27 protein-coding genes and 1 tRNA gene are annotated in these 25018 nt (G+C 66.6%); 9 read left to right on the plus strand and 19 right to left on the minus strand.

Annotation, left to right across the window (positions count from 1 at the left end; all coding sequences use genetic code 11):
• The first annotated feature begins 287 nt into the window (after positions 1–287).
• On the plus strand, positions 288–743 hold the full coding sequence (locus EKH81_RS16295) for a DUF5804 family protein (protein WP_132060375.1): 456 nt from the start codon (positions 288–290) through the stop codon (positions 741–743).
• A 60-nt stretch (positions 744–803) separates the two neighbouring features.
• Here EKH81_RS16295 and EKH81_RS16300 read toward each other — a convergent pair whose 3' ends face one another.
• Positions 804–1781: a PLP-dependent cysteine synthase family protein gene (locus EKH81_RS16300; protein ID WP_132060377.1), complete on the minus strand. Its 978-nt coding sequence runs from the start codon at positions 1779–1781 to the stop codon at positions 804–806.
• A 185-nt stretch (positions 1782–1966) separates the two neighbouring features.
• On the opposite strand from EKH81_RS16300, the gene EKH81_RS16305 reads away from it, so the two are divergent.
• Positions 1967–2338, plus strand: coding sequence for a thioredoxin family protein (locus tag EKH81_RS16305; protein WP_132060379.1), 372 nt, complete (start codon positions 1967–1969; stop codon positions 2336–2338).
• On the opposite strand, the gene EKH81_RS16310 is transcribed toward EKH81_RS16305, so the two are convergent.
• Positions 2335–4464 (minus strand): CHAT domain-containing protein, encoded by a 2130-nt coding sequence (locus EKH81_RS16310; RefSeq protein ID WP_132060381.1) that lies wholly within the window; start codon positions 4462–4464, stop codon positions 2335–2337. The two genes, EKH81_RS16305 and EKH81_RS16310, sit on opposite strands and share 4 nt — an antisense overlap.
• Before the next feature lie 9 nt (positions 4465–4473).
• Positions 4474–5232, minus strand: coding sequence for a DUF7504 family protein (locus EKH81_RS16315; protein WP_132060383.1), 759 nt, complete (start codon positions 5230–5232; stop codon positions 4474–4476).
• A 143-nt stretch (positions 5233–5375) separates the two neighbouring features.
• Here EKH81_RS16315 and EKH81_RS16320 point away from each other — a divergent pair, with 143 nt between their 5' ends.
• Positions 5376–5519 (plus strand): rubrerythrin-like domain-containing protein, encoded by a 144-nt coding sequence (locus EKH81_RS16320; RefSeq protein WP_132060385.1) that lies wholly within the window; start codon positions 5376–5378, stop codon positions 5517–5519.
• A gap of 39 nt (positions 5520–5558) precedes the next feature.
• Here the strand turns inward: EKH81_RS16320 and EKH81_RS16325 are convergent, their stop codons facing one another.
• Both EKH81_RS16325 and EKH81_RS16330 read right to left on the minus strand, forming a co-directional pair.
• The gene (locus EKH81_RS16325; protein WP_132060387.1) at positions 5559–7724 is read right to left on the minus strand and encodes a thioredoxin domain-containing protein; all 2166 of its coding nucleotides are present in this window, start codon (positions 7722–7724) and stop codon (positions 5559–5561) included.
• Positions 7725–7796: 72 nt separating this feature from the next.
• Positions 7797–9752 carry a CocE/NonD family hydrolase gene (locus tag EKH81_RS16330; protein ID WP_238392220.1) on the minus strand — a complete coding sequence of 652 codons (1956 nt, stop codon included), beginning with the start codon at positions 9750–9752 and terminating at the stop codon, positions 7797–7799.
• A 466-nt stretch (positions 9753–10218) separates the two neighbouring features.
• Between EKH81_RS16330 and purD the strand changes: the two genes are divergently transcribed.
• The 3 genes from purD to EKH81_RS16345 all read left to right on the plus strand — a co-directional run bounded on the left by purD (position 10219) and on the right by EKH81_RS16345 (position 12564).
• Complete coding sequence (purD, locus tag EKH81_RS16335) at positions 10219–11511, plus strand: phosphoribosylamine--glycine ligase (RefSeq protein ID WP_132060389.1); 1293 nt, start codon at positions 10219–10221, stop codon at positions 11509–11511.
• A gap of 141 nt (positions 11512–11652) precedes the next feature.
• Complete coding sequence (locus EKH81_RS16340; RefSeq protein ID WP_132060390.1) at positions 11653–11997, plus strand: DUF7344 domain-containing protein; 345 nt, start codon at positions 11653–11655, stop codon at positions 11995–11997.
• Positions 11998–12048: 51 nt separating this feature from the next.
• On the plus strand, positions 12049–12564 hold the full coding sequence (locus tag EKH81_RS16345; protein WP_132060392.1) for an acyltransferase: 516 nt from the start codon (positions 12049–12051) through the stop codon (positions 12562–12564).
• A gap of 3 nt (positions 12565–12567) precedes the next feature.
• On the opposite strand, the gene EKH81_RS16350 is transcribed toward EKH81_RS16345, so the two are convergent.
• From EKH81_RS16350 to EKH81_RS16365, 4 genes are all read right to left on the minus strand, one after another.
• Entirely contained in the window at positions 12568–13071 is a 504-nt protein-coding gene (locus EKH81_RS16350; RefSeq protein ID WP_132060394.1) for a hypothetical protein, read from the minus strand.
• 1 nt (position 13072) lies between these two features.
• The gene (locus EKH81_RS16355) at positions 13073–13858 is read right to left on the minus strand and encodes a mechanosensitive ion channel domain-containing protein (RefSeq protein ID WP_132060396.1); all 786 of its coding nucleotides are present in this window, start codon (positions 13856–13858) and stop codon (positions 13073–13075) included.
• Entirely contained in the window at positions 13858–14673 is an 816-nt protein-coding gene (gene dacZ, locus EKH81_RS16360; protein WP_132060398.1) for a diadenylate cyclase DacZ, read from the minus strand. The genes EKH81_RS16355 and dacZ overlap by 1 nt, the downstream gene beginning before the upstream one ends.
• Positions 14674–15160: 487 nt before the next feature.
• A tRNA-Leu gene (locus tag EKH81_RS16365) sits at positions 15161–15245 on the minus strand.
• An 82-nt stretch (positions 15246–15327) separates the two neighbouring features.
• Here EKH81_RS16365 and EKH81_RS16370 point away from each other — a divergent pair.
• Entirely contained in the window at positions 15328–15651 is a 324-nt protein-coding gene (locus tag EKH81_RS16370; protein ID WP_132060400.1) for a transcription initiation factor IIB family protein, read from the plus strand.
• Between the two features lie 37 nt (positions 15652–15688).
• Here the strand turns inward: EKH81_RS16370 and EKH81_RS16375 are convergent, their stop codons facing one another.
• The 6 genes from EKH81_RS16375 to EKH81_RS16400 all read right to left on the minus strand — a co-directional run bounded on the left by EKH81_RS16375 (position 15689) and on the right by EKH81_RS16400 (position 20832).
• Positions 15689–16753: a sensor histidine kinase gene (locus tag EKH81_RS16375; RefSeq protein WP_132060402.1), complete on the minus strand. Its 1065-nt coding sequence runs from the start codon at positions 16751–16753 to the stop codon at positions 15689–15691.
• 123 nt (positions 16754–16876) lie between these two features.
• Complete coding sequence (locus tag EKH81_RS16380) at positions 16877–17368, minus strand: phosphopantetheine adenylyltransferase (RefSeq protein WP_132060404.1); 492 nt, start codon at positions 17366–17368, stop codon at positions 16877–16879.
• Between the two features lie 60 nt (positions 17369–17428).
• Positions 17429–18052, minus strand: coding sequence for a winged helix-turn-helix domain-containing protein (locus EKH81_RS16385; RefSeq protein ID WP_132060406.1), 624 nt, complete (start codon positions 18050–18052; stop codon positions 17429–17431).
• Positions 18053–18118: 66 nt separating this feature from the next.
• Positions 18119–19201, minus strand: a complete 1083-nt coding sequence (locus EKH81_RS16390) for a glutamate--cysteine ligase (RefSeq protein WP_132060408.1) — start codon at positions 19199–19201, stop codon at positions 18119–18121.
• Between the two features lie 87 nt (positions 19202–19288).
• Positions 19289–19924, minus strand: coding sequence for a fibrillarin-like rRNA/tRNA 2'-O-methyltransferase (locus EKH81_RS16395; RefSeq protein ID WP_132060410.1), 636 nt, complete (start codon positions 19922–19924; stop codon positions 19289–19291).
• Entirely contained in the window at positions 19921–20832 is a 912-nt protein-coding gene (locus tag EKH81_RS16400) for an NOP5/NOP56 family protein (protein WP_132060412.1), read from the minus strand. Before EKH81_RS16400 ends, EKH81_RS16395 begins: the two co-directional genes overlap by 4 nt.
• 68 nt (positions 20833–20900) lie before the next feature.
• Here EKH81_RS16400 and EKH81_RS16405 point away from each other — a divergent pair, with 68 nt between their 5' ends.
• Together EKH81_RS16405 and EKH81_RS16410 are read left to right on the plus strand one after the other, a co-directional pair.
• Positions 20901–21272: a hypothetical protein gene (locus EKH81_RS16405; protein WP_162224658.1), complete on the plus strand. Its 372-nt coding sequence runs from the start codon at positions 20901–20903 to the stop codon at positions 21270–21272.
• A 127-nt stretch (positions 21273–21399) separates the two neighbouring features.
• A complete protein-coding gene (locus EKH81_RS16410; RefSeq protein ID WP_162224659.1) occupies positions 21400–21567 on the plus strand; it encodes a DUF7331 family protein in 168 nt (55 codons plus the stop codon).
• Positions 21568–21612: 45 nt separating this feature from the next.
• Here EKH81_RS16410 and EKH81_RS16415 read toward each other — a convergent pair whose 3' ends face one another.
• From EKH81_RS16415 to EKH81_RS16430, 4 genes are read right to left on the minus strand one after another with little or no spacing between them, the layout of a single operon-like run.
• Positions 21613–22695 (minus strand): GNAT family N-acetyltransferase, encoded by a 1083-nt coding sequence (locus tag EKH81_RS16415; protein ID WP_132060416.1) that lies wholly within the window; start codon positions 22693–22695, stop codon positions 21613–21615.
• A gap of 28 nt (positions 22696–22723) precedes the next feature.
• Complete coding sequence (locus tag EKH81_RS16420; RefSeq protein ID WP_238392221.1) at positions 22724–23704, minus strand: polysaccharide deacetylase family protein; 981 nt, start codon at positions 23702–23704, stop codon at positions 22724–22726.
• Positions 23697–24758: a non-hydrolyzing UDP-N-acetylglucosamine 2-epimerase gene (wecB, locus tag EKH81_RS16425; RefSeq protein ID WP_132060418.1), complete on the minus strand. Its 1062-nt coding sequence runs from the start codon at positions 24756–24758 to the stop codon at positions 23697–23699. Before wecB ends, EKH81_RS16420 begins: the two co-directional genes overlap by 8 nt.
• Complete coding sequence (locus tag EKH81_RS16430; protein ID WP_162224660.1) at positions 24755–24907, minus strand: hypothetical protein; 153 nt, start codon at positions 24905–24907, stop codon at positions 24755–24757. The genes wecB and EKH81_RS16430 overlap by 4 nt, the downstream gene beginning before the upstream one ends.
• Between the last annotated feature and the right edge of the window lie 111 nt (positions 24908–25018).

The following is a 25018-nucleotide window of genomic DNA, read 5'->3' on the forward strand; positions in this document are numbered from 1 at the left end:
GCGAGGGACGAGTAGCGCAGGCCGAAGGCCGAGCAACGCAGGAGGCTGGGGAGGCGTGAGGCTGGCGGTCGCGGTGCTGTGCGGTCGCATATGTACCGTGCAAGCTAGCGGCCTCCGTTGACGACGTGCTTTTGTCGGCCGATAGCTCTCAGCGAAGCAATTATGCAGTTGCCCGCGCCTCAGGTCACACTTTATCGGCATGCTCGATTGACCACTACCCACATCACGCTACCGAACGCGCATCGCGGAACGAAATCGCTTTACCGGACACGCACCTCCCCAGACGTGTGACTCGGGTCTGTCTCGTCGGGTCGGCGGGCGTCGATTTACGCACCGAACTCGTCTCTCGCGAAACCGCCCGCGAGGCGCTCTCGACCTACGCCCTCCGGGAGCCGTTCGCCAACTCGCTCGCGGTCGAGACCATCAGCCTCGGGGCCGCGGTGTCGCTCTGCAACGACCTGAACTGGTATCTAGTCCGGTTCGCCGACGACGCGCTCGTCCTTGAACCGAGCGTCAGCGAGACCGAATGGCTCTCCCGAAGCCTCGCCGAAGCGGTCCGCGACGGCGACGTGGACGCCGCCGAGACGGGCGAGTACCTCAAAGTGTACGGCGTGACCGACGACGCGGAACTGGTCGAACCGATGTACCTCTCGCGGCGCGACGGCGAGATTCCCGAATACGACCTCCGAGACGTGGCCGACACGGTGGTCGTGCGCGTGACCCAATCGGAGTTCCGAGGGTAGGGTTTTCGCGAGTAGGGTTTTCGCGGGTCGTCTCCTGCGGGAAGGCAGGTCCGGACAGCGCTACTCGAACATCCCGGTCGAGAGATAGCGTTCGCCGCTGTCGGGGAACACCGTCACCACGAGCGGGCAGTCGTCATAGCCGTCCGAAACCCCGCCATCAGACGCCACGAGTTCGCCGAGTTCCTCGGGAACTTCCGGGCAGTTGAGTTCGGGTTGGGCGAGTCGCTCGGCGACTCGCCGGGCCGCGACCGACGCCGCGCCCGACGACTGGCCGACCAGAATCCCTTCCTCGCGGGCGAGTCTGCGTGCCTCGGCCTCAGCGTCCTCCAGCGCGACCGTCTCCACCGAGTCGAGCAGGTCGGTGTCGGTCAGGTCGCTCACGAACCCCGGACCCATCCCCTGATAGTCGTCGTCGCCCGCCTCGCCCGTCGAGAGCACCGGATTCTCCTCGGGTTCGACCGCGACGACCTCCATCTCGGGGAACTCCTCCAGCAGGCGCTTTCCGGTCCCGGTGATGGTGCCGCCGGTGCCGACCGCCGCGACGAAGGCGTCTATCTCCCGGCCCTCGACCTGTTCGAGAATCTCCGGGCCGGTCGTTCGGTAGTGGGCCTCGACGTTCGCGGGATTCTCGAACTGGCCCAACTGGACCGCGCCGGTCTCGGCCGCGAGCGCGTCGGCGCGCTCGCGGGCGTCGGTCATCTTCCCGTCCACGAGCTCGACCTCAGCGCCGTACGCCTTCAGCAGTTGGCGGCGCTCGGGCGACTTCGAGGCGGGCATCACGATGGTGAGGTCGTAGCCCCGCGCGGCCGCCACGACCGCGAGACCGATGCCGGTGTTGCCGCTGGTGGGTTCGACGAGGCGGTCGCCCGGCGAAATCTCGCCCGCGCGCTCGGCCGCGGCCACCATCTCGCGCGCCGGGCGGTCCTTTGCCGACCCGCCGGGGTTGAACGACTCGACCTTCGCCGCGACGGTCGCGCCCTCCGGGGAGGTGACCCGGACGAGCGGCGACCCCACGGCGTCGAGGATGGATTCCTTCATTGGCTCCTGATAGGGACGGAGCATATAAACGAATGGCGGCCCGTGGCAGGACCTGCCGGGACTTTTCCCTGCCGGGATTCCTGCCTCCCGGCGCTCCCACCCGCCTCCGCGCCCGACACTCGAAGTTCGTGGACGATTTCGCCGTAGCCTATGGGGTTAAATCCGTCCGGGAACAAGCCCCCGGCATGGAAACGACCCGACCGAGCCAGACGTGGGACGCCGAGGCCCACAGCGAAGTCGTGAGCGCCATCGAATCCGGAATCGGCGAAGTGACCTACAAAGTGTGGGGTGCCGACTGGTGTGGCGACTGCCGGGCGGTCATGCCCGACTTCTTCGCGGCGCTCGACGCCGCGGGCGTCCCCGATGACGAAATCGAGACGTACGAAGTGGACGAGAACAAGCACGGCGAGGGAACCGACGAGTACGACGTGACGCTCATCCCGACCATCATTGTCGAACGCGACGGCGAGGAAATCGCCCGGTTCGAGGAGAGCGAAGACGTGCCCGCCGCGACCTACGTCGCCGACCGACTCCTCGAATCCGACGTGCTGGCCTAATTCTCGATTTCGTCGGCGAACAGTTCGTCGCTCCACACCAACTCCCCGTCGACCACCAGCGGCGAGCGTTCGTCGGCGAACGTCTCCCGAAACCGACCCGCGGTGAGGTCGAACGACGCCACCGGACCCGCCGACAGGTAGTACGTCTCCTCGTCCTGAATGAAGGGGTAGCTCATCGACCCCACCGGATACGCTCGCGTGGTGTAGCCGATTGGCGTCACCGTCAGGTCGCCCTCGACTGCCGAAATCTCGTAGAGATGCGGGCTTCCGTCCGCGCACTGAGCGACCGCCACGCCGGGGTCGCCGAGCGCCACGTAGTGGTGACCGATGGCGGTGTACGACTCGACTATCGAGAGCGCGCCGCCGACCGTAAATCCGTAGTTGAGCAACCGCGCAAGCGTCTCGCCCACTTCGTCGGCCCCGGCGTTTCCGACGTCGCCGAGGCTCACGATGGACGCTCTCGCGCCCGCTTCCACGAGCGCCCGGCCCTGGTTGTGCGACCGACACGCGTTCAGCAGGGCGACCGTCGCGCCCGTCCGGTCGAGCGTCTCGGCGTCGAGGATGCCGTCCGCGCACTCGAACCCTCGGCCGTCGATGTGGCCGATGAAGTGGAACAGGTCGGTGTCGGCCGCGAGCAGGTCGCGGAGTTCGGCGCTCGTGACTTCGAACTCACAGTCCACGTCGAACGGCACTAATTCGCGGTTGCCGTACAGATTCGAGACCGCGTCCCACTCGTCGCGCATCGCCTCGCTGTTGCAGACCACAGTGACCTGTATCACGCCGTCGGTCGGGGTCGCGGGACCGCGGAAGGCGTCGGCGAGCAGTTTCGTGCCGTGGACGGGCGTGCCCTCGCCGACCCACCCCTTCTCGATTGAATCGCCATCGGGGAGCGGGACGTACTCGCCCCGGTCGGGGACCCCACGGAGCGCGTCGTCTCCGACTTCGTCGCTTTCTCGACCTGTCTCGTTCCCACCTCCGCCGCGTTTGAACGATTCGATAGCGTCGGCGGTCGGTCGCGTGCTCGCGCCAGCGCCCGCGGACGACGCTCTGGTCGGGGCTTCGACCCGGACCACCGAGAGGTCGCTCGCCACGACCGGCAGGAGTTCGAGACACTCCGGTGACGGGCGCACGTGGACGGTCCGGTCCCACGTGGGGATTGCGTCCTCGACTGCTTCGAGGGGAACCGACAGGTACGCTTCGAGTCGGTCGCCCATCGGGGCGTCGTGCAGGGCCTCGAAGTCGAGGTCCACCGCCGGATTCGATTCGACCAGATGGCGCTCGTGGAGGTCCGCCGAAAAGTAGCCGTCGAGTCTCGCGACGCAGTCGAGGACGAACACCTGCTTCAGCACCCGAGCCACTTCGTCCTCGAACCCCCGGAGTGTGTCGAGTCGGTGCGTGAACCCCGATTCGGTCGTCAGCCGCGGCGTCGTCCCGGGGACGACCTCGGCCCCGAGGTAGTACGCCAGCGGCACGAGCGGGTAGAGCGCCTCGTACTCGGGCGGGACGCGAATCGTCACGCCGCTGTCGGGCGGTTCGAGACCTTCGGGAATCGAGAGTTCGTCGCCGAGTTCGAGTCGCGGCGGGTGGCCCCGGAGCGTGGCCCACGACCGCTCGCTGGTCGGTGTCTTGAGCGCCGACCCGAACGCCGAAATCGCGTCCATCGCGGCTTCGGGGTCGTCGGGGACCGTAATCGTCGCGGCTGGCGACCGGTGGTACGACCGCGCGCCGACCCGAACCCGAGTCGGCCCGCCGAACGCGATTCGGGTCGAGTCGTCACCCCACCCGACCCGGAGCGACGAATCGACTCGGAGGTAGAGTTTGACCGGGGTGCCCACGAGTTCGACCAGATACTCGTCCGGACCGAGTTCGAAGCCGTCGCTCGGATTTCCCTCGCGTATTTGGTCGCCGGTCGCGGCGTCTCGGACGGGTATCGGGGCGACTCTCGGCAGGGTCAGTTCCCGAGTCACGACAGCGCGGGCGGCCGACACCGGGTACGCGAACTCGGCGGTGTCGGCGGGCGTCGGCGACACCTCACTCGGCGTGTGAACGACGAACCGGCGGTTCTCTATCCGGTCGACGATTTCGACCCCAGTTCCGGCGTCGAGCGGCGCGAATCGGAGTCCCATGTCGTGAATTTACAGCGCCATCCAGTCGGTCGTCAGCCCGCGGTCGGGGGCGTGCCATCGCTCTTCTGCGTCGTGGTCGTGCTTGGCGGGGTCCACCGCCCGAATCTCGACCACCGCGTCGAACTCGGTCGCGAGCGACCGCGCGCGGTCGCTCGCGAACGGTTTCGGCAGGACGTAGTGACCCATCGCGTCGTAGTCGTCCACGTAGCCCGTGACGACCCGGAGACACCGCCGGACGACGCTCTCGTCGTAGTGTTCGAACAGCGCGTCGAGCGAATCGACGCCGACTCGAAGCTCGGCGGGGCGCAGGCCGCCGGCGTGCCGACCGAACGCCGCCATCGCCTCTGCGAGTTGGGCCTGCAGCCCCGCGAGCTGGGGGTCCACGACGCGAGTCTCCGAGACGCCGGGGAGTTCGGACGGGGAGTGGGCGTCGCCGGTAATCGACCGGGGCGGCGACGCGTGGTTGACGATTCGGGTCGTCTCCTCGAACGAGGTGGGCATCTCCTCGGGGTCGGGGAGTCGCTCGACCACGCTCTGGGGGCTCGCGTCGGTAATCGCGAGGAGCCGGTATCGCGGCTCGTCGGCGCTGCCGAGCAGGCTCGCGCTCGCGCACGTGAACAGGTGTCGCGGCGCGTCGCCGACCACGAGCAGATTACAGCCGTCGGCTTTCAGCCCGCGAAGCAGGTCGCGGAAGTCGGTGTCGGCGGCCGGGTCAGAGGGGTTGTGCTCGGAGCCGTCCCCCCGACGGTCGGAGCTCCGTGTGGTCATTCGGTGTACGGTTTCCGCGTCTCGGTGATAAACGTTCGTACCGCTCGGGACGCATCTGGAGAATACATATGTGGTTACATGTCTAGTAACCGCCCGTATCGAATTAGGGCAACGATTAATGCGGAGTTCGACGCCGACCGCGTATGGTCAGAACCGACTCCCACGAACCGACCCGAGCGACGTACGAATGCAGCGACTGCCTGCACCGCGAGCGAACCGAGGGCTTCCCCGGACTCTGTCCGGAGTGCGGCGGCGCGATGCGGAACATCGCGGTTCCGCGCGAGTAGGCCGCGCTCGTTCTCACGCGCACTCTTCTCGTCGTTCTCTCACTCCCGCGTCTCGGCCCAGTCGAGCGCCGTCGCGAGGTCGGTCTCGGGCGGCGAACACGCGAATCCTCGGCAGACGTAGGCGGTCGGCGCGTCCTCGCGTCGGTCGCGGTCTGCCCAAATCGGCGGCGCTTCGTCCAGACCCAGTTCGCTGAGCCACGCTGACAGGCCCTCGCCGGTCGGGGGCCGAACCGACAGCAGACGGGTCGGCAGGTATCGGTCGGCGAGTTCGTCGCGCCACGATTCGGGGAGGTCCTCGGCGGCGACGGTGACTTCGAGCGACCCGCGGGCGTAGCGGTCGGCCGCGAGCGCGAGCGAGGCGTGCTGGAGCGGGTTCGAGCGTATCGCCTGCCCTCGCGTTTCGAGGACGCGCTCGGCGATTTCCTCGAAGCTGTCGTCGGACTGGAACGCAGAGAGCGCGAGCAGGGTGTCGGCCGCCACGCCGAGACTGGAGGGCGTGGACTGGTCGTGCGGTTCCTGCGGTCGCGCGACCAGTTCCTCGCCGCGTTCGGGCGTGAAGTAAATTGTTCCGGCGTCGGCGTCCCAGAACTCCGCCTCGATTGCTCGCGCGAGGTCGAGCGCGAACCCGAGATGTTCGACCTCACCGGTCGCCTCGTACAGATTCAGCGCGCCTCGCGCGAGGAAGGCGTAGTCTTCGAGATACCCGTCGATTGCGACATCCTCACCTTTGAATCTGCGGAACAGTCGCCCCTCGTCGGCGTTCCAGAGGTGTCCGCGCACGAATTCGAGCGCACCCCCCGCGAGGTCGGCCCACCGTTCGCCGTCGTCCAGCACGAGCGCGCCCTCTGCGAGCGCCGAAATCATGAGGCCGTTCCACCCTGCCAGCACCTTCTCGTCGCGCCGGGGTCGGACCCGCTCCTCGCGCGCCTCGAACACCTGCCCGCGGGCGTCTTCGAGGCGGTCCCGAACCGTGGACTCGTCCATCTCGTACTCGTCGGCGAGTCCGGGAATCGTCTCGCTCACCGTGAGGACGGTCTTGCCCTCGAAATTCCCGGACTCCGTAACGCCGAACCTGTCGCAGAACAGGTCGGCAGCGACGTCGTCGGCGACGGCCTCGCGAATCTGGTCGGGCGTCCAGACGTAGAACTTCCCTTCTTCGCCGTCGCTCTGGGCGTCGAGGGTGCTGTAGAACCCACCGCGGGACGAGGTCCCGCGAGACTCCGAGTGCGACTCGGAGACCCCCTCGGGATGGGTCATCTCGCGCTCGATGAACTCGAATGTTCGGCACGCGACTTCGGCGAATCGCTCGTCGCCCGTGACCTGATACCCGGCGAGGAGCGCGCGCGGAATCTCGGCGTTGTCGTACAGCATCTTCTCGAAGTGGGGGACGACCCACTCGCGGTCCACGGTGTACCGGTGGAAGCCGCCGCCCAACTGGTCGAACAGGCCGCCGTCGGCCATCGCCGAGAGGGCTTCGGTCGCGACGTCGCGGTACTCCTCGTTTCCGGTCCGGTCGGCGGCCCGGAGAAGGAGGTGGACGCGCCCGGCTTGGGGGAACTTCTGGCCGGTGCCGAAGCCGCCGTGTTCGCGGTCGGCGCTCCGGACCGCGGCGTCGGCGGCGGATTCGAGCAGGTCGTCGCCCGGCGTCTCGCCGGGGTCGGGCACGGATTCGAGTTCGCTCTCGATGGCGTCGGTCCACTGGTCGGCCCGGCGGTCCATCTCCCGGCGGTCGTCGTCGTTGCTCCACGACCCGGCGATGTTTTCGAGCAGGTCGAGAAATCCGGGTTGGCCGCGCTTGGCCTCCTTCGGGAAGTAGGTGCCGACGTAGAACGGTCGTCCGTCTGGGGTGAGCCACACCGACAGCGGCCACCCGCCCCGGCGCGTGACGGCCTGACAGATGGTCTGGTAGATGCTGTCGAGGTCCGGGCGCTCCTCGCGGTCCACCTTGATGGGGACGAAGTTCTCGTTGAGGACTTCGGCGACTTCCTCGTCCTCGAAGCTTTCTTCCTCCATGACGTGACACCAGTGACACGCCGAGTAGCCGACCGAGAGGAAGATGGGCACGTCGCGCTCCTCGGCGGCGTCGAGCGCGCCGTCGTCCCACGGTTGCCAGTTCACCGGATTGTCGGCGTGCTGGCGGAGATACGGGCTCTCCTCCTCGTCGAGTCGGTTTCGGTCGGTGGGGTCTGTCTCGGAGTCGGTCATGCGTGAACCGAAGCGTTTCGGACACGTAAACTCGGGGTTCGGTATCGCGGTCGGACTACTCTCGTAGCCGAACTACTCCCGCGGCCGAACCGGGAGTTCGACGTGAGTCGGATGTTCCTTCTCGTGGTAGACCGTGTTTCGCGCGACCTCGTACTCCCTATCCCCGTACAGCGGTCCGCCTGTGTTGTGATTCACGTCGAATCGTGGGTAGTTCGACGACGAGATATCGAGTCGAATCCGGTGGCCCGCCCCGAAGGTGTTCGCGGTCGGGTACGGTTCCATGTAGAACTCGTAGACTTCTCCGGGTTCGACGAAGTCGGGGTGGTCGCGGTAGCCCCGGTATCTGGCCCGGCAGATGGAGTCCGAGAGATTCAGCGCGAAGCCCTCGGGGAACTCCGGGGAAGGCGGGTATTCCTCGATGAGTTTCGCAGTGAAGTCGGTGTCGGCGGCGTCGGTCGAACCGTACACCCGGACTCGAATCGGTCCGGCGATTTCGACCGCCGATTCGAGCGGCGGCGTTCGGAAGACGAGTATGTCGTCGCGCTGTTCGAGCGGGCCGTAGGGGGCGCTCGCACCCACCGTCTCCTCGCCGGTACGCTGGTCGTAGCCGCCCTGCCCGGTGACGCTGTACCAGTGGCGCTTTTCGAGCGGGTACTCGAACAGCGACTCCTCGCGCTGTTCGAAGGTCACGTACGACGAGCAGTTGCCGCCGATGGTCGGCACCGGATTCCGGGGGTCGAATTCGTACGTCGTGGCCGAGTCGTCGGCGTCGGGACGCTCGCGCGCGAGCGTCCCGTCCGCGTGCGCGAAGAATCTCGTATACTCCGTGTCGGGAAGTGGCCAGTCGTCGGCGTCCTGCCACTCGCCGCCGTGGAAGATACGCTCTCTCTGTACTCGGCGACTGTCGCCGCCACTGTCGCCGTCACCACCACCGCCGCCCATTCGGAAGTACTCGACTGCTGGCTGGTCGGTCCACGTCTCCTCGCCTTTGAGGTAGTGTTCGAAGAACCTGAGCCGCGTCTCTTGGTAATCTTTCGTGGCGGCCTCGCCGAACTCGGCTTCGCCGGAGTACGTTTTGCCCCACGACTTCTCACCGGACCCGTGCGTCCACGGACCCATCAGGAGGAAGTGGTCGCTCTCCTTGCGGTCTGCGAGCGCCACGAAATTGTCGCAGGTCGCCTTCGCGTAGGAGTCGTACCACCCGCCCGCGTAGACAGTCGGCACGTCCGCGCTCTCCTCGCGGAATCGTTCGAAGTTGAGGCTCGGCGACTGCCACAGGTCGCTGTCTGCGTCCCCGGTCGTGAGGAAGTCGAACACCCACTCCTCGTAGTTCGGGATGTGCCGCAGGGGCGACTGACCGGGATGGAGCGGACCGCTTTCGAGGAGTTCGCCCGTGTCCACGTTGGCGAGGAGTTCTTGGACGCGGGAGTCTCCGAGCGCGCGCTTGGCGAACCCGCCGCCGTAGGCGAGCGCCCAGCACGCCCACCGGAGTTCGACCGCGCCGTTGTGTCGCAGAGTTGCTTTCCGACCGTTGGCCGCGCCCTGATTCACGAACATCGCGGCGAGTCCGTCGGGGTCCTGGGTGGCGAGCGCGGACTGGGTCCACGCCGCGTACGAGGTGCCGATGGTCCCGACCTGCCCGTCGCAGTAGTCTCGTTCGGCGAGCCACTCGACGGTGTCCGCGCCGTCTTCGGCCTCGTTCTTGAGCAGGTAGAATTCGCCCTCGCTCTCGTACCTGCCGCGCACGTCTTGGATGGCGACGACGTACCCCCTCCGAGCGAACCATCGGCCGTGCTTCTCGACCCGCGTCGGGTCGCGCTTGTCGTACGGCGTGCGTTCGAGGAGCGCGGGCTTCGGGTCCTCGATTGGGTCGCCCGTCTCGGGGTCGGCGGGCCGGTAGATATCGACGGCGAGGCGAACGCCGTCGCGCATCGCCACCGTCACGTCCATTCGGGCCGCCACCGCGTACTCCGAGTTCGAGGCGTGGTTCGTATTCGAGGCGTCTTTCATATCCGGAGCGTTTTCCATACCCTCTAACTTCGACAGTCGAGCAAAAAGCTATGTGAGCCGGAACCATGCGAATCAGTTTCGTGGGATGGAATCCGTGATTTCGACGTGAGAGATGAGGTGTCGAAGCAAGCCGAAGCAACGAGAGAGATACCAAAGAGACGACAACGCTAGCTACCTCCGGTACATATGAACACCGCACTGCACAGCACCGCGCCCTGTGCCTCCCCGCGTCTGCGTGAGCGAAGCGAACGCAGGCTCGTCGGAGCGTGCTCCGACGGCGTGCGCGGTCGGTCGCGCCGCCGTAGGCGCGACCGAACGCGCGGCGTCTCGCTGAACGACGCGAAGCGAGGCTCGTGGGAGCCCGGCTCCCACGGTGCGTCCCGTGGATTGTACCGCCTCCGAAAACACATCTAATACACACTCTTGCATACTTCCTCGATTCCCAAGAGCAACATTTACACTCCCATGCCTACTTCTCTCGACCATGACCGAGACAGTCCTGCTGGTCGGCGGCGGCGGGCGCGAACACGCAATCGCACGCGCGCTCGACGCGAGCGACGCGACCCTCTACGCCTGCGCGGGCAACCGAAATCCCGGTATCGCGGGCCTCGCAGACGGCTTCGAGACGCTGGAGACCACGAACCCCAAGGCAGTCGTCGCCTACGCCGAGGACGTGGGCGCGACTCTCGCGGTCGTCGGTCCCGAGGGACCGCTCGCGGCCGGAGTCGCCGACGCGCTCGACGACGCCGGAATCTACGCCTTCGGGCCGAACGCCGACGAGGCCCGCATCGAGACCGACAAGGCGTTTCAGCGGCGGTTCATGCGCGAACACGACGTTCCGGGATGTCCCGACTTCGAGACGTTCGACGACATGGAGGCCGCCTGCGAGTACATCGACGAGTACGACGGCGACCTCGCAGTGAAACCGGCGGGTCTCACCGGCGGGAAGGGCGTTCGGGTCACGGGCGACCAGATTACCAAGGAGGAGGCGAAGGCGTACCTCCGCGAGTCGGACTACGACCGCGTGGTCCTCGAAGAGCGCCTCGTCGGCGAGGAGTTCACCGTTCAGGCGCTCGTGGCGAACGGCGACCTCCGCGTGACTCCCGCAATCCAAGACCACAAGCGCGCCTACGAGGGCGACGAGGGGCCGAACACGGGCGGAATGGGAAGCTACAGCGATTCGGGACTCGCCCTGCCGTTCATGGACGACGAGGACTACGACGGGGCAGTCGAGGTGCTGAAGGCCACCGTCGAAGCCTTAGAGGGCTTCAAGGGCGTCCTCTACGGCCAGTTCATGCTGACCGCCGAGGGCGTGAAGGTCGTGGAGTTCAACGCCCGGTTCGGCGACCCCGAGGCGATGAACACCCTGCCGGTCCTCGACACCGATTTCCTCGACGTGCTGGTGGCGGCCCGCGAGGACGAGTCGCTCCCCGAACTCTCCTTCGCCCCGAAGGCGACCGTCTGCAAGTACGGGGTTCCCGAGGGCTACCCGACCGACCCGAAGGCGGGCGCGAAAATCGAAGTCACCGAGGAGAACGCCGGGGACGCCATCCTCTTTTACGCCAGCGTGGACGAGCGTGACGACGGCATCTACACCACCACCTCGCGCGCGTTCGCGGTCGTGGGCGTCGCCGATACAATCGCCGAGGCCGAGGAAATCGCCGAGGACGCGCTCGCGGTGGCTGGCGACGAGGGCCTCCACGTCCGCCACGACATCGGTACGGCCGACCTCGTCCAGCGCCGAATCGACCACATGGCCGAAATTCGCGGCGAGTAGTTCGTAGGGAGTAGCTCGCGACGAGCGAACCCGACGCTCGTGAATTGGGTCGCCTATCGGCCGCGAATCGCGGCCGATAGGCGACGCCTGTTCTCTCGAAGTCGAGACATAACAAAGGGTAGTTCGGCCGTTTTCCGGCCCATGCCAGACGGGGCTTCCTCCGAGTCGCTCACGACCGACCGGGTGTTCGATTTGCTCGCCGACGCCGAGCGTCGGCGAGCGCTCTCCGCGCTCCGGAGCGCCGACGGGTCGGTGCAGTTAGGCGACCTCGCGGCCGAAACCGTGGCGCGCGACGAGTGCACCGACCCCTCGACGGTGACGGCCGACGAGCGCGAGCGGACCGCGGCCGCGCTCCACCACAAGCACCTCCCGCGACTCGCCGACTCGGGGGTCGTGTGCTACGACCCCGCCGAGAGTCGGGTCGAACTCACCGAAACCGTCGAGGAACTGACTCCCTACTTCGAGATTATCGACGCGTACGAGTAATCCGAAGTCCGACCAACTACTTTCAAGACCGAACCCCGCGAAACTCCGGACGTGACCGACGAGACGCGCCGCCACGACCGCATCGAGCGCCACGCCACGCCGGGTCCCGGAAACTCGCTCCGGTCGTGGCCCGACGCCAAGCACCCGCTCCGGGTCGCGCTGAACTACGCGGTCATCGTCCTCGCGCGAATCTCGCCCAGTCTGAAGCTCAAAAATGTTCTCCTCCGGTCCATCGGCGTGACGGTCGGCGAGGGTGTCTCGTGGGGCCTCGAATCGACGCCCGACGTGTTCTGGCCCGAACTCGTCACGGTCGAGGACCACGCCATCGTCGGCTACGACGCGACCCTCCTCTGTCACGAATTTCTGCAGGACGAGTACCGAACGGGCGAGGTGGTCGTGGGCGAGCGCGCCATGATTGGCGCGGGCGCAATCGTGCTTCCGGGCGTCGAAATCGGCGCGGGTGCGAGCGTGGCGGCGAACTCGCTCGTGACTCGAGACGTGCCGCCTGGCGAGACGGTCGCTGGCGTGCCCGCCAAACCGATGGGGAGCGACGAATCGCCCGACTGACCGCTATTCGGTGTTTCGTCGGCTCACGAAGCGCCTGACGCCGAGTTCTACCGCGCCGAGGACGCCGATGGTGACGACTACGACCGGGCCGAAAAACAGCGCGTAGAGTCCGAGCGGGTCGGTCTCGCCCCGGACGTGGAGGAAAATGTCTACGACGAGCGTAGTCACGGCGAACAGTCCCGCGAGCGGGCCGACGAGTCGCCACCGGGCGTAGAGGTAGTACGGAATCGCGGCCTGCGCGCTCAGGACGACCACACCGGCCGAAATCACCAGCGCCCAGATTCGAGGCGTCGCGGTCGCCCACGCGCCGGTCGCGAACCGAGCGCCCGCCCACGCGGCCAGACACGCGGCGGCGTACCCGAGACCGCCGACGAGCGCGACTCGCGACGGCGCGGGCAGGCGCTCGCGGAGCACGTGCGGAACTGCGGTCGCGAGCGCCCCCGACGCGCACGCGACCGCGAGCGTGAGCGCGTCGCTTCCGAGGACGGGGTCGGGCGTTCCGGGCATCTCAGTTCCGGATGCGGACGACGCCCTGTTCGAACACTCGACTGTTGGGAACGATGTACTCCTCGCCGTCGCTCTCGATGCGGGTCACGAACACGTCCACCTCCTGGACGATGCCGCGGTCGTCGCCGACTCGAACTTCGTCGCCGATGCCGTACGGTTGGTTCAACAGGAGGTAGACGCCCGCGGCCGACGACCGCAGGAGGTCCCAGAACGCGACCGCTGCGAGGAGGACGGCCGCGAACACGTACGCCGCGAGGAGTATCAACAGCGCCACGGTCTGGACGCCGACCTGCCCGAACGCGACCAGCGCCGCGAGGTAGACGATGGTGTACTTGACAACTCGCGGGATGATGCCAACCTCGGGAAGCTTGACCGACCGGAGGCGCTCGCTGACGACCAGTTCGGCCTTGTCGGCCACGACGAAGCCGACGATGAACACGAGAATGGCGATGAACAGGTCGGGGATGAATCGGAGGACGCCCTCCCAGAACAGCCGCGCGTTCAGGAGTTCGGCGACGTTGAGCGCGATGAGGACCACCACGCCGTAGATGAACCACGAACTCAGTCGTGCGACCAGCGAGACGGTGTCGGTCCCGAGGCTCTGGGCGGTGCGCTCGAACGGCGTCCGCTCGACAGCGTCGGGGACTCCGGCGGCTATCAGGAGGCGCTCGTTCAGGCGTCCGATGACGTACCCCGCCAGTCCGCCGAGGAGGAGGATGAGGAGCGCGAGGACGTACGGAAATTCGTCGCGCAGGAGGACCGTCCAATCGACCTGCAGCGGCACCATCAGTACTCCTCCGGGTCGAGTTCGAGAATCAGTTCACCGCCCTTGAACGCTCTGACCATCCCGTCGCTTTCGGAGAGCACGATGGCGGTCGCGTTCGTTTCGCGGGTGATGGACCCCGCGGCCATGTGGCGCGCGCCGAGACCCTTTGGGATATCGACGCCCTCGGCGGAGGGTTCGAGATAGCGGTACGCCGAGACGATTTTCCCCGCGTCACTGATGACGAACGCGCCGTCGAGTCGCGAGAACTCCTTCAACATCACGTTCACGATGGGGTCGCCGACGTGGACGTGGGACTTCTCGAAGGGGTTGTACGACAGCGGGCGGGACTTGTTCATCACCTTGCCCGCGTCGCCCACGACGAACAGCGCGCCGACCGGCTTGCCCTTTTGGCCCTTCTTGCCGAGTTCGACGGCCACGTCGAACACGTCGCGGATGACGCCGGGGTCGGCCCGCGAGTTGGCGAACAGGTCGTAGACGCCCGACTGCATGGACTCGCTCGCCCGCGCTCGCGTGACCGTGTCGGTGCCCTCCTCGAACAGATTCGTGGTGCAGACCACGACGTCGCCGTCCTCGACCAGTCCGTGCTCCATCGCGCCCTCGATGCCGAACTTGATTCGCTCTTTCACGTTGTCGAACTCCAGCGGGAGTTCGACGAACGAGTCGGCACCCACGGTGTTCTCCACCCCCACGACCACGAGGTCAACGCCGGCGTCGATGTCGGCGTATCGGTCGTAGTAGGACCCGCTCGGCGAGAACAGGAAAATCGCGTCGGCATCCGCGACGATGTCCCCCAAGAGTTCGCTCGCGTCAATCATTACCCGAAACGACTCAACGACCGGAGAAAAGGTTTGCGGGGATATCTGTCGGCAGACCGTGTTTCCGACCCCTTCGATTCCGGTCTCACGGCCTCTGTTCGGTGTGGGTTCTGTTCATTGTTGACAATTCACAGGGAAGTCGTTCGCGGAGAGACATCGGAAGTCGCTTCCGGCGAGTATCTCCCGTCGGAGCGTGTTGTTCACGCTGAGAATGCGCGGGACCGGATTTGAACCGGAGCCAGAGGTTCCTGCTCACTGCGTTGCGCGGGCTGCCTCTGGCAGGGTTCAAATCCTAACCGATACGACTTTGCCGCTCACGTTTTTGCGAGCAGATGAACTGCTCGCTGTGGTGCTCGCGGCAAAAATGCGCGGGACCGGATTTGAACCGAAGCAAGACGGTCCGGGCATGCGGCGCTTCGCGCCGTTCCGGGCGTGCGACTTGCAGGGTTCAAATCCGCCCCTGCTCTTCGCTCACTTCGTTCGCTCATGCGCGGGACCGGATTTGAACCGGCGGACCCCTACGGGATAGCGTCCTAAGCGCTACGCCGTTGGCCTGGCTTGGCAACCCGCGCGCGCTCTGAGATTCCCGCGACGGAGACAAGAAACTGTCGTTCTCTGCGAGCGTTTATGTAGGATGGGACACTACCCTCGCGCGTGTATCGAGCGCGCGACCACGTCGAAAACGAGCGCTGGCTCGCCGAGCTGCAGCGAACCGCCGACCGTCTCGACCTCGACACTGCCGCCCGCTCGCGCGCGACCGACCTCTTTCTCTCGACCGTCACCGAGTGGGACGGCGACGAGAGCGACGACTCGAAGCGCGCGGTGGTCGCGGCCAGCCTCTACGCCGGGTCGCTCATCGCGGGCGACCAGCGCTCGCAGGGTGCGGTCGCCGACGCCGCCGGAGTCTCGCGGCTGACCATCCAACAGCGGTGGAAGACGCTCCTCGAAGAAGCCGGGCTTCAGCCGCCGTCGTGGTAGCGCGGTCACCGACCGCGCTCCCACGACTCCGGCCGACCTACGCTCCGAGTTCGACCCCTGTTACTTCGAATCGCGCTCCGCCCGACGCGCTCTCGGTCGCTTCGACGGTCCAGCCGTGGGCGTCGCTCACGCGCTCGACGATGGCGAGTCCGAACCCGGTTCCGTCCGCGTCCGACGAGAAGCCGTAGTCGAACACCTCCTCGCGAATCTCCTCGGGGATGCCCGGCCCGTCGTCCTCGACGTAGAAGCCGGTCGGGTCGTCGAGGTCTCCGACCGTGACCGTGACCTCGCGCCCGCCGTGTTGGATTGCGTTCCGCGCGAGGTTCTCCAGCAGTTGCTGGAGTCGGCTCTCGTCGGCTTCGACGACGCGGTCGGTCTCTACTCGGAGGTCGGCGTCGGCGGTCGCCACGATTTCCCACCCCTGTCGCGCCGTCTCCGCGAGACTGACCGGCGCGAGATTCGTAGTCGGTTCCTCGTCGCGCGCCACCAGCAGGATGTCGTCGATGAGCGCGCCCATCCGCTTGTGAGCGCGCGCGACCGTCGAGAGGTGGTCGTTCTCACACTCCTCTCTGGCGAGTTCGAGCCGTCCCCGAGCCACGCTGAGAGGGTTTCGGAAGTCGTGAGCCACGATGCTGGTGAATTTGTCGAGTCGCTCGTTCTGACGCTCTAGTTCGCGCTCGCGCTCTTTGAGTTCGTCATTTCGGCGTTCGAGTTCGCGCGCTTGGGTGATGGCCCGCGCTTCGCTGAGACCGATTCCGATGCCGCCAATCGACCCGAGCGCCAGCGCAATCGCTCGCGTTCCGGCCGTAAATTCCACCGTGACGCCGGGGTGTAGCACTCGAAGCATGATGAAGCCGTACATCACCCCGATTCCGCCGAGACACCACGCCAGCACGCGCGGGTACAGCCCCACGTCCAATTCGGATTCGGGGAGCCAGAACCCCACGTACAGAATCAGCAGGCCCGGAACGCTCGTCAGAACGTAGTCGATAGACGGAGCCAGAAGTCCGCCGCCGTCCGCGACGACGAACGTGGTTCGTCCTGCCGCAAACACGATAAACAGACCGCCGACCAGAGAGATACCTCGCGACCACCGGGTCATTCTCCGATAGTTTCTACAATGGCAATATATAAGTTAGGATTCCGCTCTCTCCTGGTAAAATATTCTTCACTTCGCGGTCATTTTTCTGCGCCGCGTTCGTGGACATCTTCGGGTCCGTCTCGTCTACTCGCGTGCGGCGGTCCGGCCCTCACGGTCGGGCGTGAGGTTGCCGTGTTCGTCGATTTTGCCGTTCACGATGCGGGTGCTGGAGATGATGTCGCCGTCCTCGGCGTGGACGTGCGGCACGACCTCGACTTCGAGCGGGTCGTGGCCGCGCTCGGCGCGAAGGTCGTTGATTCGCTCGGCACCGTCGGTCGTCTCGGGCGAGACCACGAGCGCGTCGAACTGCGGTTCAGTCGCGATGCCCGTGGGTTCGGTCAGCTCTCTGACCTCGAACTCCCGGCCGTGTTCGTCGGCGATGGCTCGGAGTTCGGCTTCGAGGTCCCGCTTGCGCTCGTCGAACGACCGGACGTATCGGTCCACGTGGCGGGTCTCCGGCGCGAGGTCGTCGCTCGTGAGTCCGACCGTCACGTCCCCGAGTTCGAACGCGCGCTCGAACAGCGCGCGGTGGCCGTCGTGGACCGGGTCGAAGGTCCCGCCCAGGGCAACCTTCATACCCCGGCGAAGGGCACCCCGCGGCTTAGTGCCTTCGGAACGGGGGCGTCGGCCGGGATTTCACTCGTCGTCGCGGTCGTCGTTGCGCTCCTCGTCGATGTCCTCGACTCGGATGCTCACCGGTTCGGAGGGTTCGGCGGTCTCGTCGGCGGGTTCGAGGTGGTCGTCGAGGTTGAACACGGTGTTGAGTTCGTCCTGAATCTGGCCGACGATGCCCGAGACGAGTTCGCTCGGCGCGATGGCGGTGTACTCGTAGGGGTTGTTGCCCGCGCCCTCGCTCTCGCGCTTGCGGCGCTCGACGTTCCCCTCGTCGTGGAGTTCGGCGAGCGACTCGCGGACCGTACTCGGATACAGGCCGGTCCCCTCGGCGATTTCCTCGCTCGTGCTGTGAGGGTGCTTGCGGAGGTACACGTAGATGCGCGCACGGGTGTCAGTGTCGAGCACCCACGACAGCAAATCCACGATTCCTTGGTCGAACTGGTCGACGGCCTTGTCGGCTTCCTCTTCGAGGCGTTCGCGCCCCTTGTCGAGTCGCTTACGACCCTCCTCGATTGGAACGTCCCGCTCGTCGGCGTCTCCGTCGTCTTCCCCCTCTCCGACCGCGACCGAGTCGGTGACTGTCTCGCTCTCGTCGTCCTCGACGGCGACATCCTCGTCTCGGTCGTCTGGATTCTCGTCGGACATGTCCTTTCTACGGGGACAAAAGCCGTCGCGGGGTAAAAACCTTGCTTACAGGTGAGTGAAAATCGGCTACGACTGTCCGACGAGGAGCGACTCGTAGAGCGCGCCCGCGCCCTCGGCCGTGAGAATCCGGCGCTGGCGGGACGCCCCGCTCTCGTCGTCGTACATCTCGCGAATCCCCGAGACGCCGAGTCGGTCACACTCCCGGTCTACGACCTCGCCGAGACCGATTTCGCCCTCGCGGTCCCGACGGATGAACGCGGCCTCGTGGCCGTAGCGCATCGCCCGCCACTTGTTCTCGTCGAGCAACTCCCGGCGATGGCGGTAGCCCGATTCGCCGTCGTCGTAGCGCTCGGCGAGGTCCATCACGAGCGCCCGGACGTACTCCACGAACGCCAGCACGTACTCGGGGTCGGCCTGCCCGTCGGGGCTTCGGACTTCGACCGTGCCGTGGCCTGTGTGGGGGCGCACGTCGTACCAGAGTTCGCCCCGGTCGTTGATGGCGTTCGTCCGGAGCATCGTGTCCTCGAACGCCGCGAAGTCGTCGTAGGAGTCGAAGTCGGTCGGCATCCCGGTGTTCGGGAGCGCCTCGAAAATCTTGGCGCGCGCCGACTGGAGGCCGGTGTCGAAGCCGTTCCAGTACGGCGAGTTCGCCGACAGCGCGAGCATCACCGGCAGGTACCACCGGAGTTCGTTGGCTATCCAGACCGCCTTGTCGGCGTCGTCAACGCCGACGTGAACGTGAAGCCCCGCGGTCGTGTTCCGGTGTTGGGGGTACTGAATCCGGCTGAGTTGCGCGCGGTATCGCGGCTTCTCGGCGTGTTCGAGTTCGCGCCACTTCGCGGCCGGGTGGAGACCCGCCGCCGCGATACGGTAGCCGCCCGCCTCGGCGTGTTCGACCAGCGCCGACCGGACCGCGAGCAGATTCTCGCGGGCCTCGCTCGGGCGGGCTATCTTCGGCGTCTGGGTCTCGATGACGCACTTGAACAGTTCGTGGTCGAGTCGCCCCTCCAGTATCTCGGGCGGGTCGCGGTCGTAGACGAGGTCGTCGGTCCCCGCGGTCGGGCGACCGTCGTCGTCCACGACGAAGAACTCCTCCTCGATGCCCAGCGTCCCCAACTCCGTGAAATTCGTAGCCGAACCCGAGTCCATCTCCCGGGTGTTCGCAACGGTCGGAGTAAATACTTCTGGAACCCGGCAAGCGCGGGCGGTTTCGGCCGCAGTGCCTCCTTCCTCGGACTACAGCGGCCGCGCCACCACGCCGAGGTGGTCGTCGTGATACGGTTCGAGTCGCTCGGTCTCCAGCACCTCGTAGGACTCCTCCAGGTCGGCGAGCGCGTCGGCGAACACGTCGTCGGGGTCGCGGGTCACGTCCTCGCTCCGGGCCTTGATGGCCGCCAGCAGGCGGCCGTCGTCGGCGAGGAACTCCCGGTTTCGAACCGCGACGCGGGCCTGCCCGCGAGTCGCCACGTCTTGGACGAGCAGGTCCACGTCGGACTCGACGACGTGGGCGTACGTCTCGGGCTTCCGGGCGTCCTTCAGCAGGGGGAATAGGTTCGGCCTGTCTTCGGCGACTCCGACCAGGTCGCGGACGGGCCGAGGTGCGAACTCGACTGCGTAGGTCGGGCCTCCAAAGTCGGCGACGTGGCTGACGGTGGTGCCGCTCGCCGCCCCGAGGTAGAGCGCGGTCTCACCGCCGGCGAGACCGGTGTCCAGCCCGAGTTCGACCATCGCGCCGAGCTTCGACCGCCCGGCGTCCCAGACTCGCCACCCCTCGTCGGTGGGTTCGCCGTACACAGGGTCGCCGCGGGTCGCGAGTCGCTCCCGGCCGTCGAACGTACGGCGTTCGACGCCATCGGGAAGGTCGGGAGTCATTCGCCCGCACCTCCTTCGTCGCCGTCACTTCCTTCGTCGCCGTCACTCCCTTCGTTGTCGTGATCCGTTTCGACGCCTCGAATCCGGTCGATTCGCTTCCGGAGTTCGGCGTCGAGTTCGGGCTTGCGGTCGCCCGAGTAGTAGTCCACCCGCGCCGCGATGGCGAGCTTTCCGGAGAGGGTCCGGGCCGCCGACCCGCGCTTTTCGGGGCGGGTCCCGCGGACGTATTCGTGGGTGAAGATGACGCCGTGTTTCGGCGACGACGCGTGGCCCTTGAGGTGGGCGAACAGCGAGTCCTCCGCGCCGAGGACCTGCACCGTCCCCGCGGGCTGTTTCGACAGCGCGTCGAGTCCGCCCGCGAGCGAAATGAGTCGGGCGGCGAGTATCGGCCCGGCCAACGCCGACAGGTTCGGCGCGACCTCGGGCGTCTCGCGCTCCACGAACGCTCGGAGCGCGTCGGACTCGTCGGCGAGGTCCGCGACTCGTCTCGCGAGCGAGACGAGTCGCTCCTCCACGGGCGAGGCGGGGTCGCGACCCGCGAGTTCGCGGGCGTACTCGATGCCCGTCCCGGCGTCGGGATACCGGCTTCCGGCCCACTCGGCCACGCGCTCTGCGAGTTCGTTCGCCTGCGCGTCGAGGTCGTCCATCGCCCGAATCGCGTGGACCAACTGCTGGTCGCCCGCCTGCTCGCGCTCGGCCGCGGCCTCGCGCGAGGCACGAACCGCCGCGTCGTGGAGCTTCGCGTAGTAGTCGGTCTCGTCGTCGGCAAACCCGGATTCGACCGCCTGTTCGGGCCAGTCGGCGGGCGCGTCTGCCCGCCCCTCCCGGATTCGGGCCGCGCCAGCCTCGGGGTCGTCGGGGCCGACCCCCTCGAACCACCCGGCGTCGGCGTGAGCGTCGTCGGTCATACCCGTGGCTTGCTCGCCATCGCGTTTAAACCCACGTCAATGGCTCCGCCCGAGATACTACTTTTCGAATGGAATTCGAACAGTTGGCAGCCACCCGCGAGATTAATATGCGCGGGAGAGAGTATCAGATGATACTCATGGTTGAACCCCGTGAAGCCGAGGAACTGCCGCGTCTCGACGACCAAGCCGCCGCAAAGACGCTCGGAGAGATAGGCGATTTGATGTTGGGTGACGCCGACACGGATGCTCTCCGAACGCTTTTCATGTGGAAGAGCGTCGCGGCGGAGAATATCCAACAGGACGACCACGACTCGAAACCACTGGCGGAGTTCAGCGACTACTCGACCGACGAACTCCGAGACGTACCGCTGGCGGAGGCGACGAGCGCCGAGAGCAGGCTTCGCCTCTTAGAGTACTATCTCGACCGGACGCTCGCGTGACAGTCTCGTCCCGGTCGAATCCGGCCGGTCGAAACCGCCCACATCGGCCGTCATGCTAACCCTTATCAACGTCGGGTCCCGAGTTCCGCATAGAGACCCACTTACCCAACCGCAGTGGGCACGTCCAATGACCTCGAAGTACGAAAGCGACAACAACCGCGACCGGAACCGCCCCGAAACAGACCGCTACGTCGCGTTCAGCGACGAACTCGGCGAAGTCGTCCTCTACGACACTCGGAACAACCGCGCGTGGATGAAATCCGACGCCGCGGTCGAAATCGCCGCGATGATTTAGGCCGTCGGAAGCGAGTCCTCCACTTCTCTCGCGCTCGCAGACCGATTACTGAACCAACTGATACGCGCGCTTGGCGACGTTCATCGCCGCGCCGGGCGACTCGACCACGTAGTACGGCACGAGGTCCGCGCCGAACTTCGCCTTGTACCGACACAGACGCTCGGTGTTCGCGCCCATCAGGTCGTAGGTCGTCACCGACTCGACCGGCGGGTCCTCAATGATGTCCTCGATGAGTCGCCAGTGGATGAGGCTGTTGACCGCGGTCCCCTCGTAGATGGCCTTCGCGCCGCCCTGCCAGAAGTAGGCGACGTCGTTCGAGTAGAGCGCGGTGATTCCCGAGAGATACTCGCCGTCGCCGTCGCGCGCGACGTACGCCCGCGACCGGTCGCCGAGCGCGTCGAACAGCTCCCTGACGTACGCCCACGTCTGCGAAAACGGCTCGTCCTGTTCGGCGTACCGACGCTGAGTCGCCCGGAACACGTCACGAGCGCCCGACAGCCCCTCGGTCTCGACGGTCACGTCGAGGTCCTCGGCGTCCCGAATCTCCCGCCGGAGGCTCTTGGAGAACGACTTGCGAACGTCCTCAGTGTCCCGACTTTCGAGGTCGAGAAAGTACGTGAAGTTGGGTTCGACCCCGAGGTTCCCCCACGAGTACGGCCTGGGGTCGGCGTAGTCGGCGTTACAAATCATCCGAAAGAGGGTCAGCCGCGAGTCCACGTCGAGTCTGTCGAGGACCGACTCGGCCATCGGCGACTCGACGCCCGCGCTGGCGAGTCGCTCGTCGAGACCGAGGTCGGTCCCGACCTGCGCCAACACCCCCTCGGTGAACTCCTGATTGACTTTCTCCTGCTTTCGTCGCTTGGGGCTGGTCGGCATCAGGATGGGTCCGAGTCGCGGGATGCCGAGTCCCGGCGGCGGCGACGTGACCGCGGTTCCGACCGACCTACGCCGGACGAAGACGGGCAGGAGCGCGATGGGCTGTTGGCCCTTGAAACCGCCGAACAGCTTCATCTCGGCGTCGGTGTGTCGCGCGACGACCTCCAGCGCCTCGGGCCGGTGGAACACCTCGAAGCCGTCGCTCGGTAGCGCCGATTCCCACTCCGACAAATCGAGTTGCTCGACTCTCATTCTCTTGGCTCTCCGGTAGCGTCGATTTTCACTTTGTTATCCCCCGCCTGTCGGTGCGTAGGTCGCCCCTGTCGTCGAGAGCCGGTTCGGCTCTCGACGGCGTGGCTCCTGCTGACTCGCCCCCTGCCGACTCGCTTCGCGGATGGTCCATCAGGTCGTAGTACTCGCCCGGCGGGCCGACCCACGCGCCCATCTCCAACGCTCGCTCGATGAGCCTGCGGTAGAGGTCGCGGTAGCCCGGAAAGTCGCTCTCGGTGAACAGGCGCGGATGCCACAGCACCGACATCACGGCGTCGTTCTCGTCGGCTTCTTCGAGCAGGTCCGAACACACCTCCCACGCCCGCTCGAACTTCGATTCGGGGTCGGGGAGCGCGGCCTCCATCAGCGTGAGCGGAAACACCACGAACTCGTCGCCGAACGGCCGGAGCGGTCGGTAGCCGTACTCGAAGCCGGACTCCGAACTCGACCCCGGACTCGCGTCGTAGCGCAGGCCGATGTCTCGGTGGTGCTCCCACGTCCTCGGCCCGCGATTCAGGTGGTGCTGGCGACCGCCCACCACCTCGTGGCCGAGCGCGGCCTCCAGCGCGACCTTCTCCATTCGAAGGCGGTCGGGGTCGTCGTACGAATCGTACGAACCGTGGAGTCCGACTTCCCACCCGCCGGTGCGGAGTCGTTCGAGGAGGTCGGTCATCTCGGGCGTCTGCACGTCGTACCGACCCGCGTGTTCGACCCAGTAGAAGGGGTCGAGCCAGTCGGCCGGGTCGCGTTCGAGAATGTGCCTCTCGCGCAAGAAGTAGAACGCCGACCGGACCCCGAGCGAGGCTTCGAGGTCCGTAATCTCGTCGAACTGCCACCACGGATTCACGCCCGGGACGAGCGACTTCAGTTGACCGGGGTCGCGGCGCTCGACGGCGTGGTAGAGTCCCTGCACCGACTTGTACGGTCGGTCAACGTCGTGAGTCAGCAACAGCGCGAACTCGCCGTCCACCGGAAGGCGTCCGTCAGACATCGTCCAGCAGGTCGGTGATGGTCGCCGCCGCGGTTCCGTCGCCGTAGGGTTCGGGCTTGTCGGCCGGACGTTCGGCGGTCGTGAGGGCTCGCCGGATGGCGTCGTCGTCCGCGCCGACGAGCGTGTTCCACCCGGCTTCGACCGTCTCGCGCCACTCGGTCTCCTCGCGCATCGTGACGCACGGCGTGTCGAGGAAGAACGCCTCCTTCTGGACGCCGCCCGAGTCGGTCGCAACCACGTCGGCCTCGTCCTGCAGGCGCACGAAGTCGAGGTAGCCCACCGGGTCGATGAGGGTGAGTTTCTCCGTCGCGTCGTCGTACATCCCGTACTCCCGCATCCGATTCACGGTTCGCGGGTGTGCGGGCAGCACGACCTCGCGCGAGTCGTCGGCGAGCGCGTCGAGAATCGCGGCGAGTCGCTTGGGGTCGTCGGTGTTGGCCGCGCGGTGGACCGTCGCCAGCACGTACTCGCCCGACTCGACGCCGAGTTCGGCGAGTATCGTCGAGTGGTCTTTCGCCCGGTCCCGCGCCCACAGCACCGCGTCGTACATCACGTCGCCCGCCTCGTGGACGCCCTCGGTGACGCCCTCGGCACGGAGATTCTCGACCGCCCGGCGCGACGGCGCGAACAGGAGGTCGGCGGCGTGGTCGGTCAGCACCCGATTGATTTCTTCGGGCATCTCGCGGTTGTAGCTCCGGAGTCCGGCCTCGACGTGGGCCAGCGCGGGGTCCATCTTCGAGGTCGCGATGGCGGCCGCGAGCGTGGAGTTGGTGTCGCCGTAGACGAGGACCGCGTCGGGGGTCTCGGCGGCGATTCGGTTCTCCAGTCCGGCCAGCATCTCGGCGGTCTGCGCGCCGTGGCTGTCGGACCCGACCCCGAGGTTGTCGTCGGGTTCCGGAATCCCGAGTTCGTCGAAGAACACGTCGGACATCTCCTCGTCGTAGTGCTGGCCGGTGTGGACCAGCACCTCGTCGTGACGCCGCCGAATCTCGCGCGAGACCGCCGCGGCCTTGATGAACTGCGGCCGCGCGCCGACCACGGTGAGGATTTTCATTCGTTCACCTCCGGGACTGCGGTTTCGACCCGTGCGCGAACGGCGGCGTTCTCGGCCGCGCCGAGAACGCCGCCGGGAGTGCTAGGGGTGGCGAGTCGGTCGAGCGAGCGATTCGAAAGCGCCGTCTCGTGGTCGTGTGCGTTCTTCATTTTCGAATTTGTCCGAATCCGTCGATTTGTGGTCTGGCGTGACGCCGAACTGCTCCGCGACCGACGCGCCCGCGAACGCGGGCGCGTCGGTCGCGCTCTCGCCGTTTCGTG

The sequence above is a fragment of the Halorussus amylolyticus genome (assembly GCF_004143485.2).
Classification (GTDB): domain Archaea; phylum Halobacteriota; class Halobacteria; order Halobacteriales; family Haladaptataceae; genus Halorussus; species Halorussus amylolyticus.

Bases quoted from the DNA above. Each gene is read 5' to 3' on its own strand.
- purD (WP_132060389.1), top strand. From the start codon at position 10,219: ATGACCGAGACAGTCCTGCTGGTCGGCGGCGGCGGGCGCGAACACGCA.
- EKH81_RS16305 (WP_132060379.1), top strand. From the start codon at position 1,967: ATGGAAACGACCCGACCGAGCCAGACGTGGGACGCCGAGGCCCACAGC.
- EKH81_RS16385 (WP_132060406.1), bottom strand. From the start codon at position 18,052: ATGTCCGACGAGAATCCAGACGACCGAGACGAGGATGTCGCCGTCGAG.
- EKH81_RS16415 (WP_132060416.1), bottom strand. From the start codon at position 22,695: ATGAGAGTCGAGCAACTCGATTTGTCGGAGTGGGAATCGGCGCTACCG.
- EKH81_RS16315 (WP_132060383.1), bottom strand. From the start codon at position 5,232: ATGACCACACGGAGCTCCGACCGTCGGGGGGACGGCTCCGAGCACAAC.
- EKH81_RS16395 (WP_132060410.1), bottom strand. From the start codon at position 19,924: ATGACTCCCGACCTTCCCGATGGCGTCGAACGCCGTACGTTCGACGGC.
- EKH81_RS16340 (WP_132060390.1), top strand. From the start codon at position 11,653: ATGCCAGACGGGGCTTCCTCCGAGTCGCTCACGACCGACCGGGTGTTC.
- EKH81_RS16390 (WP_132060408.1), bottom strand. From the start codon at position 19,201: ATGGACTCGGGTTCGGCTACGAATTTCACGGAGTTGGGGACGCTGGGC.
- EKH81_RS16410 (WP_162224659.1), top strand. From the start codon at position 21,400: ATGACCTCGAAGTACGAAAGCGACAACAACCGCGACCGGAACCGCCCC.
- EKH81_RS16420 (WP_238392221.1), bottom strand. From the start codon at position 23,704: ATGTCTGACGGACGCCTTCCGGTGGACGGCGAGTTCGCGCTGTTGCTG.
- EKH81_RS16350 (WP_132060394.1), bottom strand. From the start codon at position 13,071: ATGCCCGGAACGCCCGACCCCGTCCTCGGAAGCGACGCGCTCACGCTC.
- EKH81_RS16375 (WP_132060402.1), bottom strand. From the start codon at position 16,753: ATGACCCGGTGGTCGCGAGGTATCTCTCTGGTCGGCGGTCTGTTTATC.
- EKH81_RS16380 (WP_132060404.1), bottom strand. From the start codon at position 17,368: ATGAAGGTTGCCCTGGGCGGGACCTTCGACCCGGTCCACGACGGCCAC.
- wecB (WP_132060418.1), bottom strand. From the start codon at position 24,758: ATGAAAATCCTCACCGTGGTCGGCGCGCGGCCGCAGTTCATCAAGGCC.
- EKH81_RS16330 (WP_238392220.1), bottom strand. From the start codon at position 9,752: ATGGAAAACGCTCCGGATATGAAAGACGCCTCGAATACGAACCACGCC.
- EKH81_RS16400 (WP_132060412.1), bottom strand. From the start codon at position 20,832: ATGACCGACGACGCTCACGCCGACGCCGGGTGGTTCGAGGGGGTCGGC.
- EKH81_RS16310 (WP_132060381.1), bottom strand. From the start codon at position 4,464: ATGGGACTCCGATTCGCGCCGCTCGACGCCGGAACTGGGGTCGAAATC.
- EKH81_RS16325 (WP_132060387.1), bottom strand. From the start codon at position 7,724: ATGACCGACTCCGAGACAGACCCCACCGACCGAAACCGACTCGACGAG.
- EKH81_RS16320 (WP_132060385.1), top strand. From the start codon at position 5,376: ATGGTCAGAACCGACTCCCACGAACCGACCCGAGCGACGTACGAATGC.
- EKH81_RS16430 (WP_162224660.1), bottom strand. From the start codon at position 24,907: ATGAAGAACGCACACGACCACGAGACGGCGCTTTCGAATCGCTCGCTC.
- EKH81_RS16355 (WP_132060396.1), bottom strand. From the start codon at position 13,858: ATGGTGCCGCTGCAGGTCGATTGGACGGTCCTCCTGCGCGACGAATTT.
- EKH81_RS16300 (WP_132060377.1), bottom strand. From the start codon at position 1,781: ATGAAGGAATCCATCCTCGACGCCGTGGGGTCGCCGCTCGTCCGGGTC.
- EKH81_RS16405 (WP_162224658.1), top strand. From the start codon at position 20,901: ATGGAATTCGAACAGTTGGCAGCCACCCGCGAGATTAATATGCGCGGG.
- dacZ (WP_132060398.1), bottom strand. From the start codon at position 14,673: ATGATTGACGCGAGCGAACTCTTGGGGGACATCGTCGCGGATGCCGAC.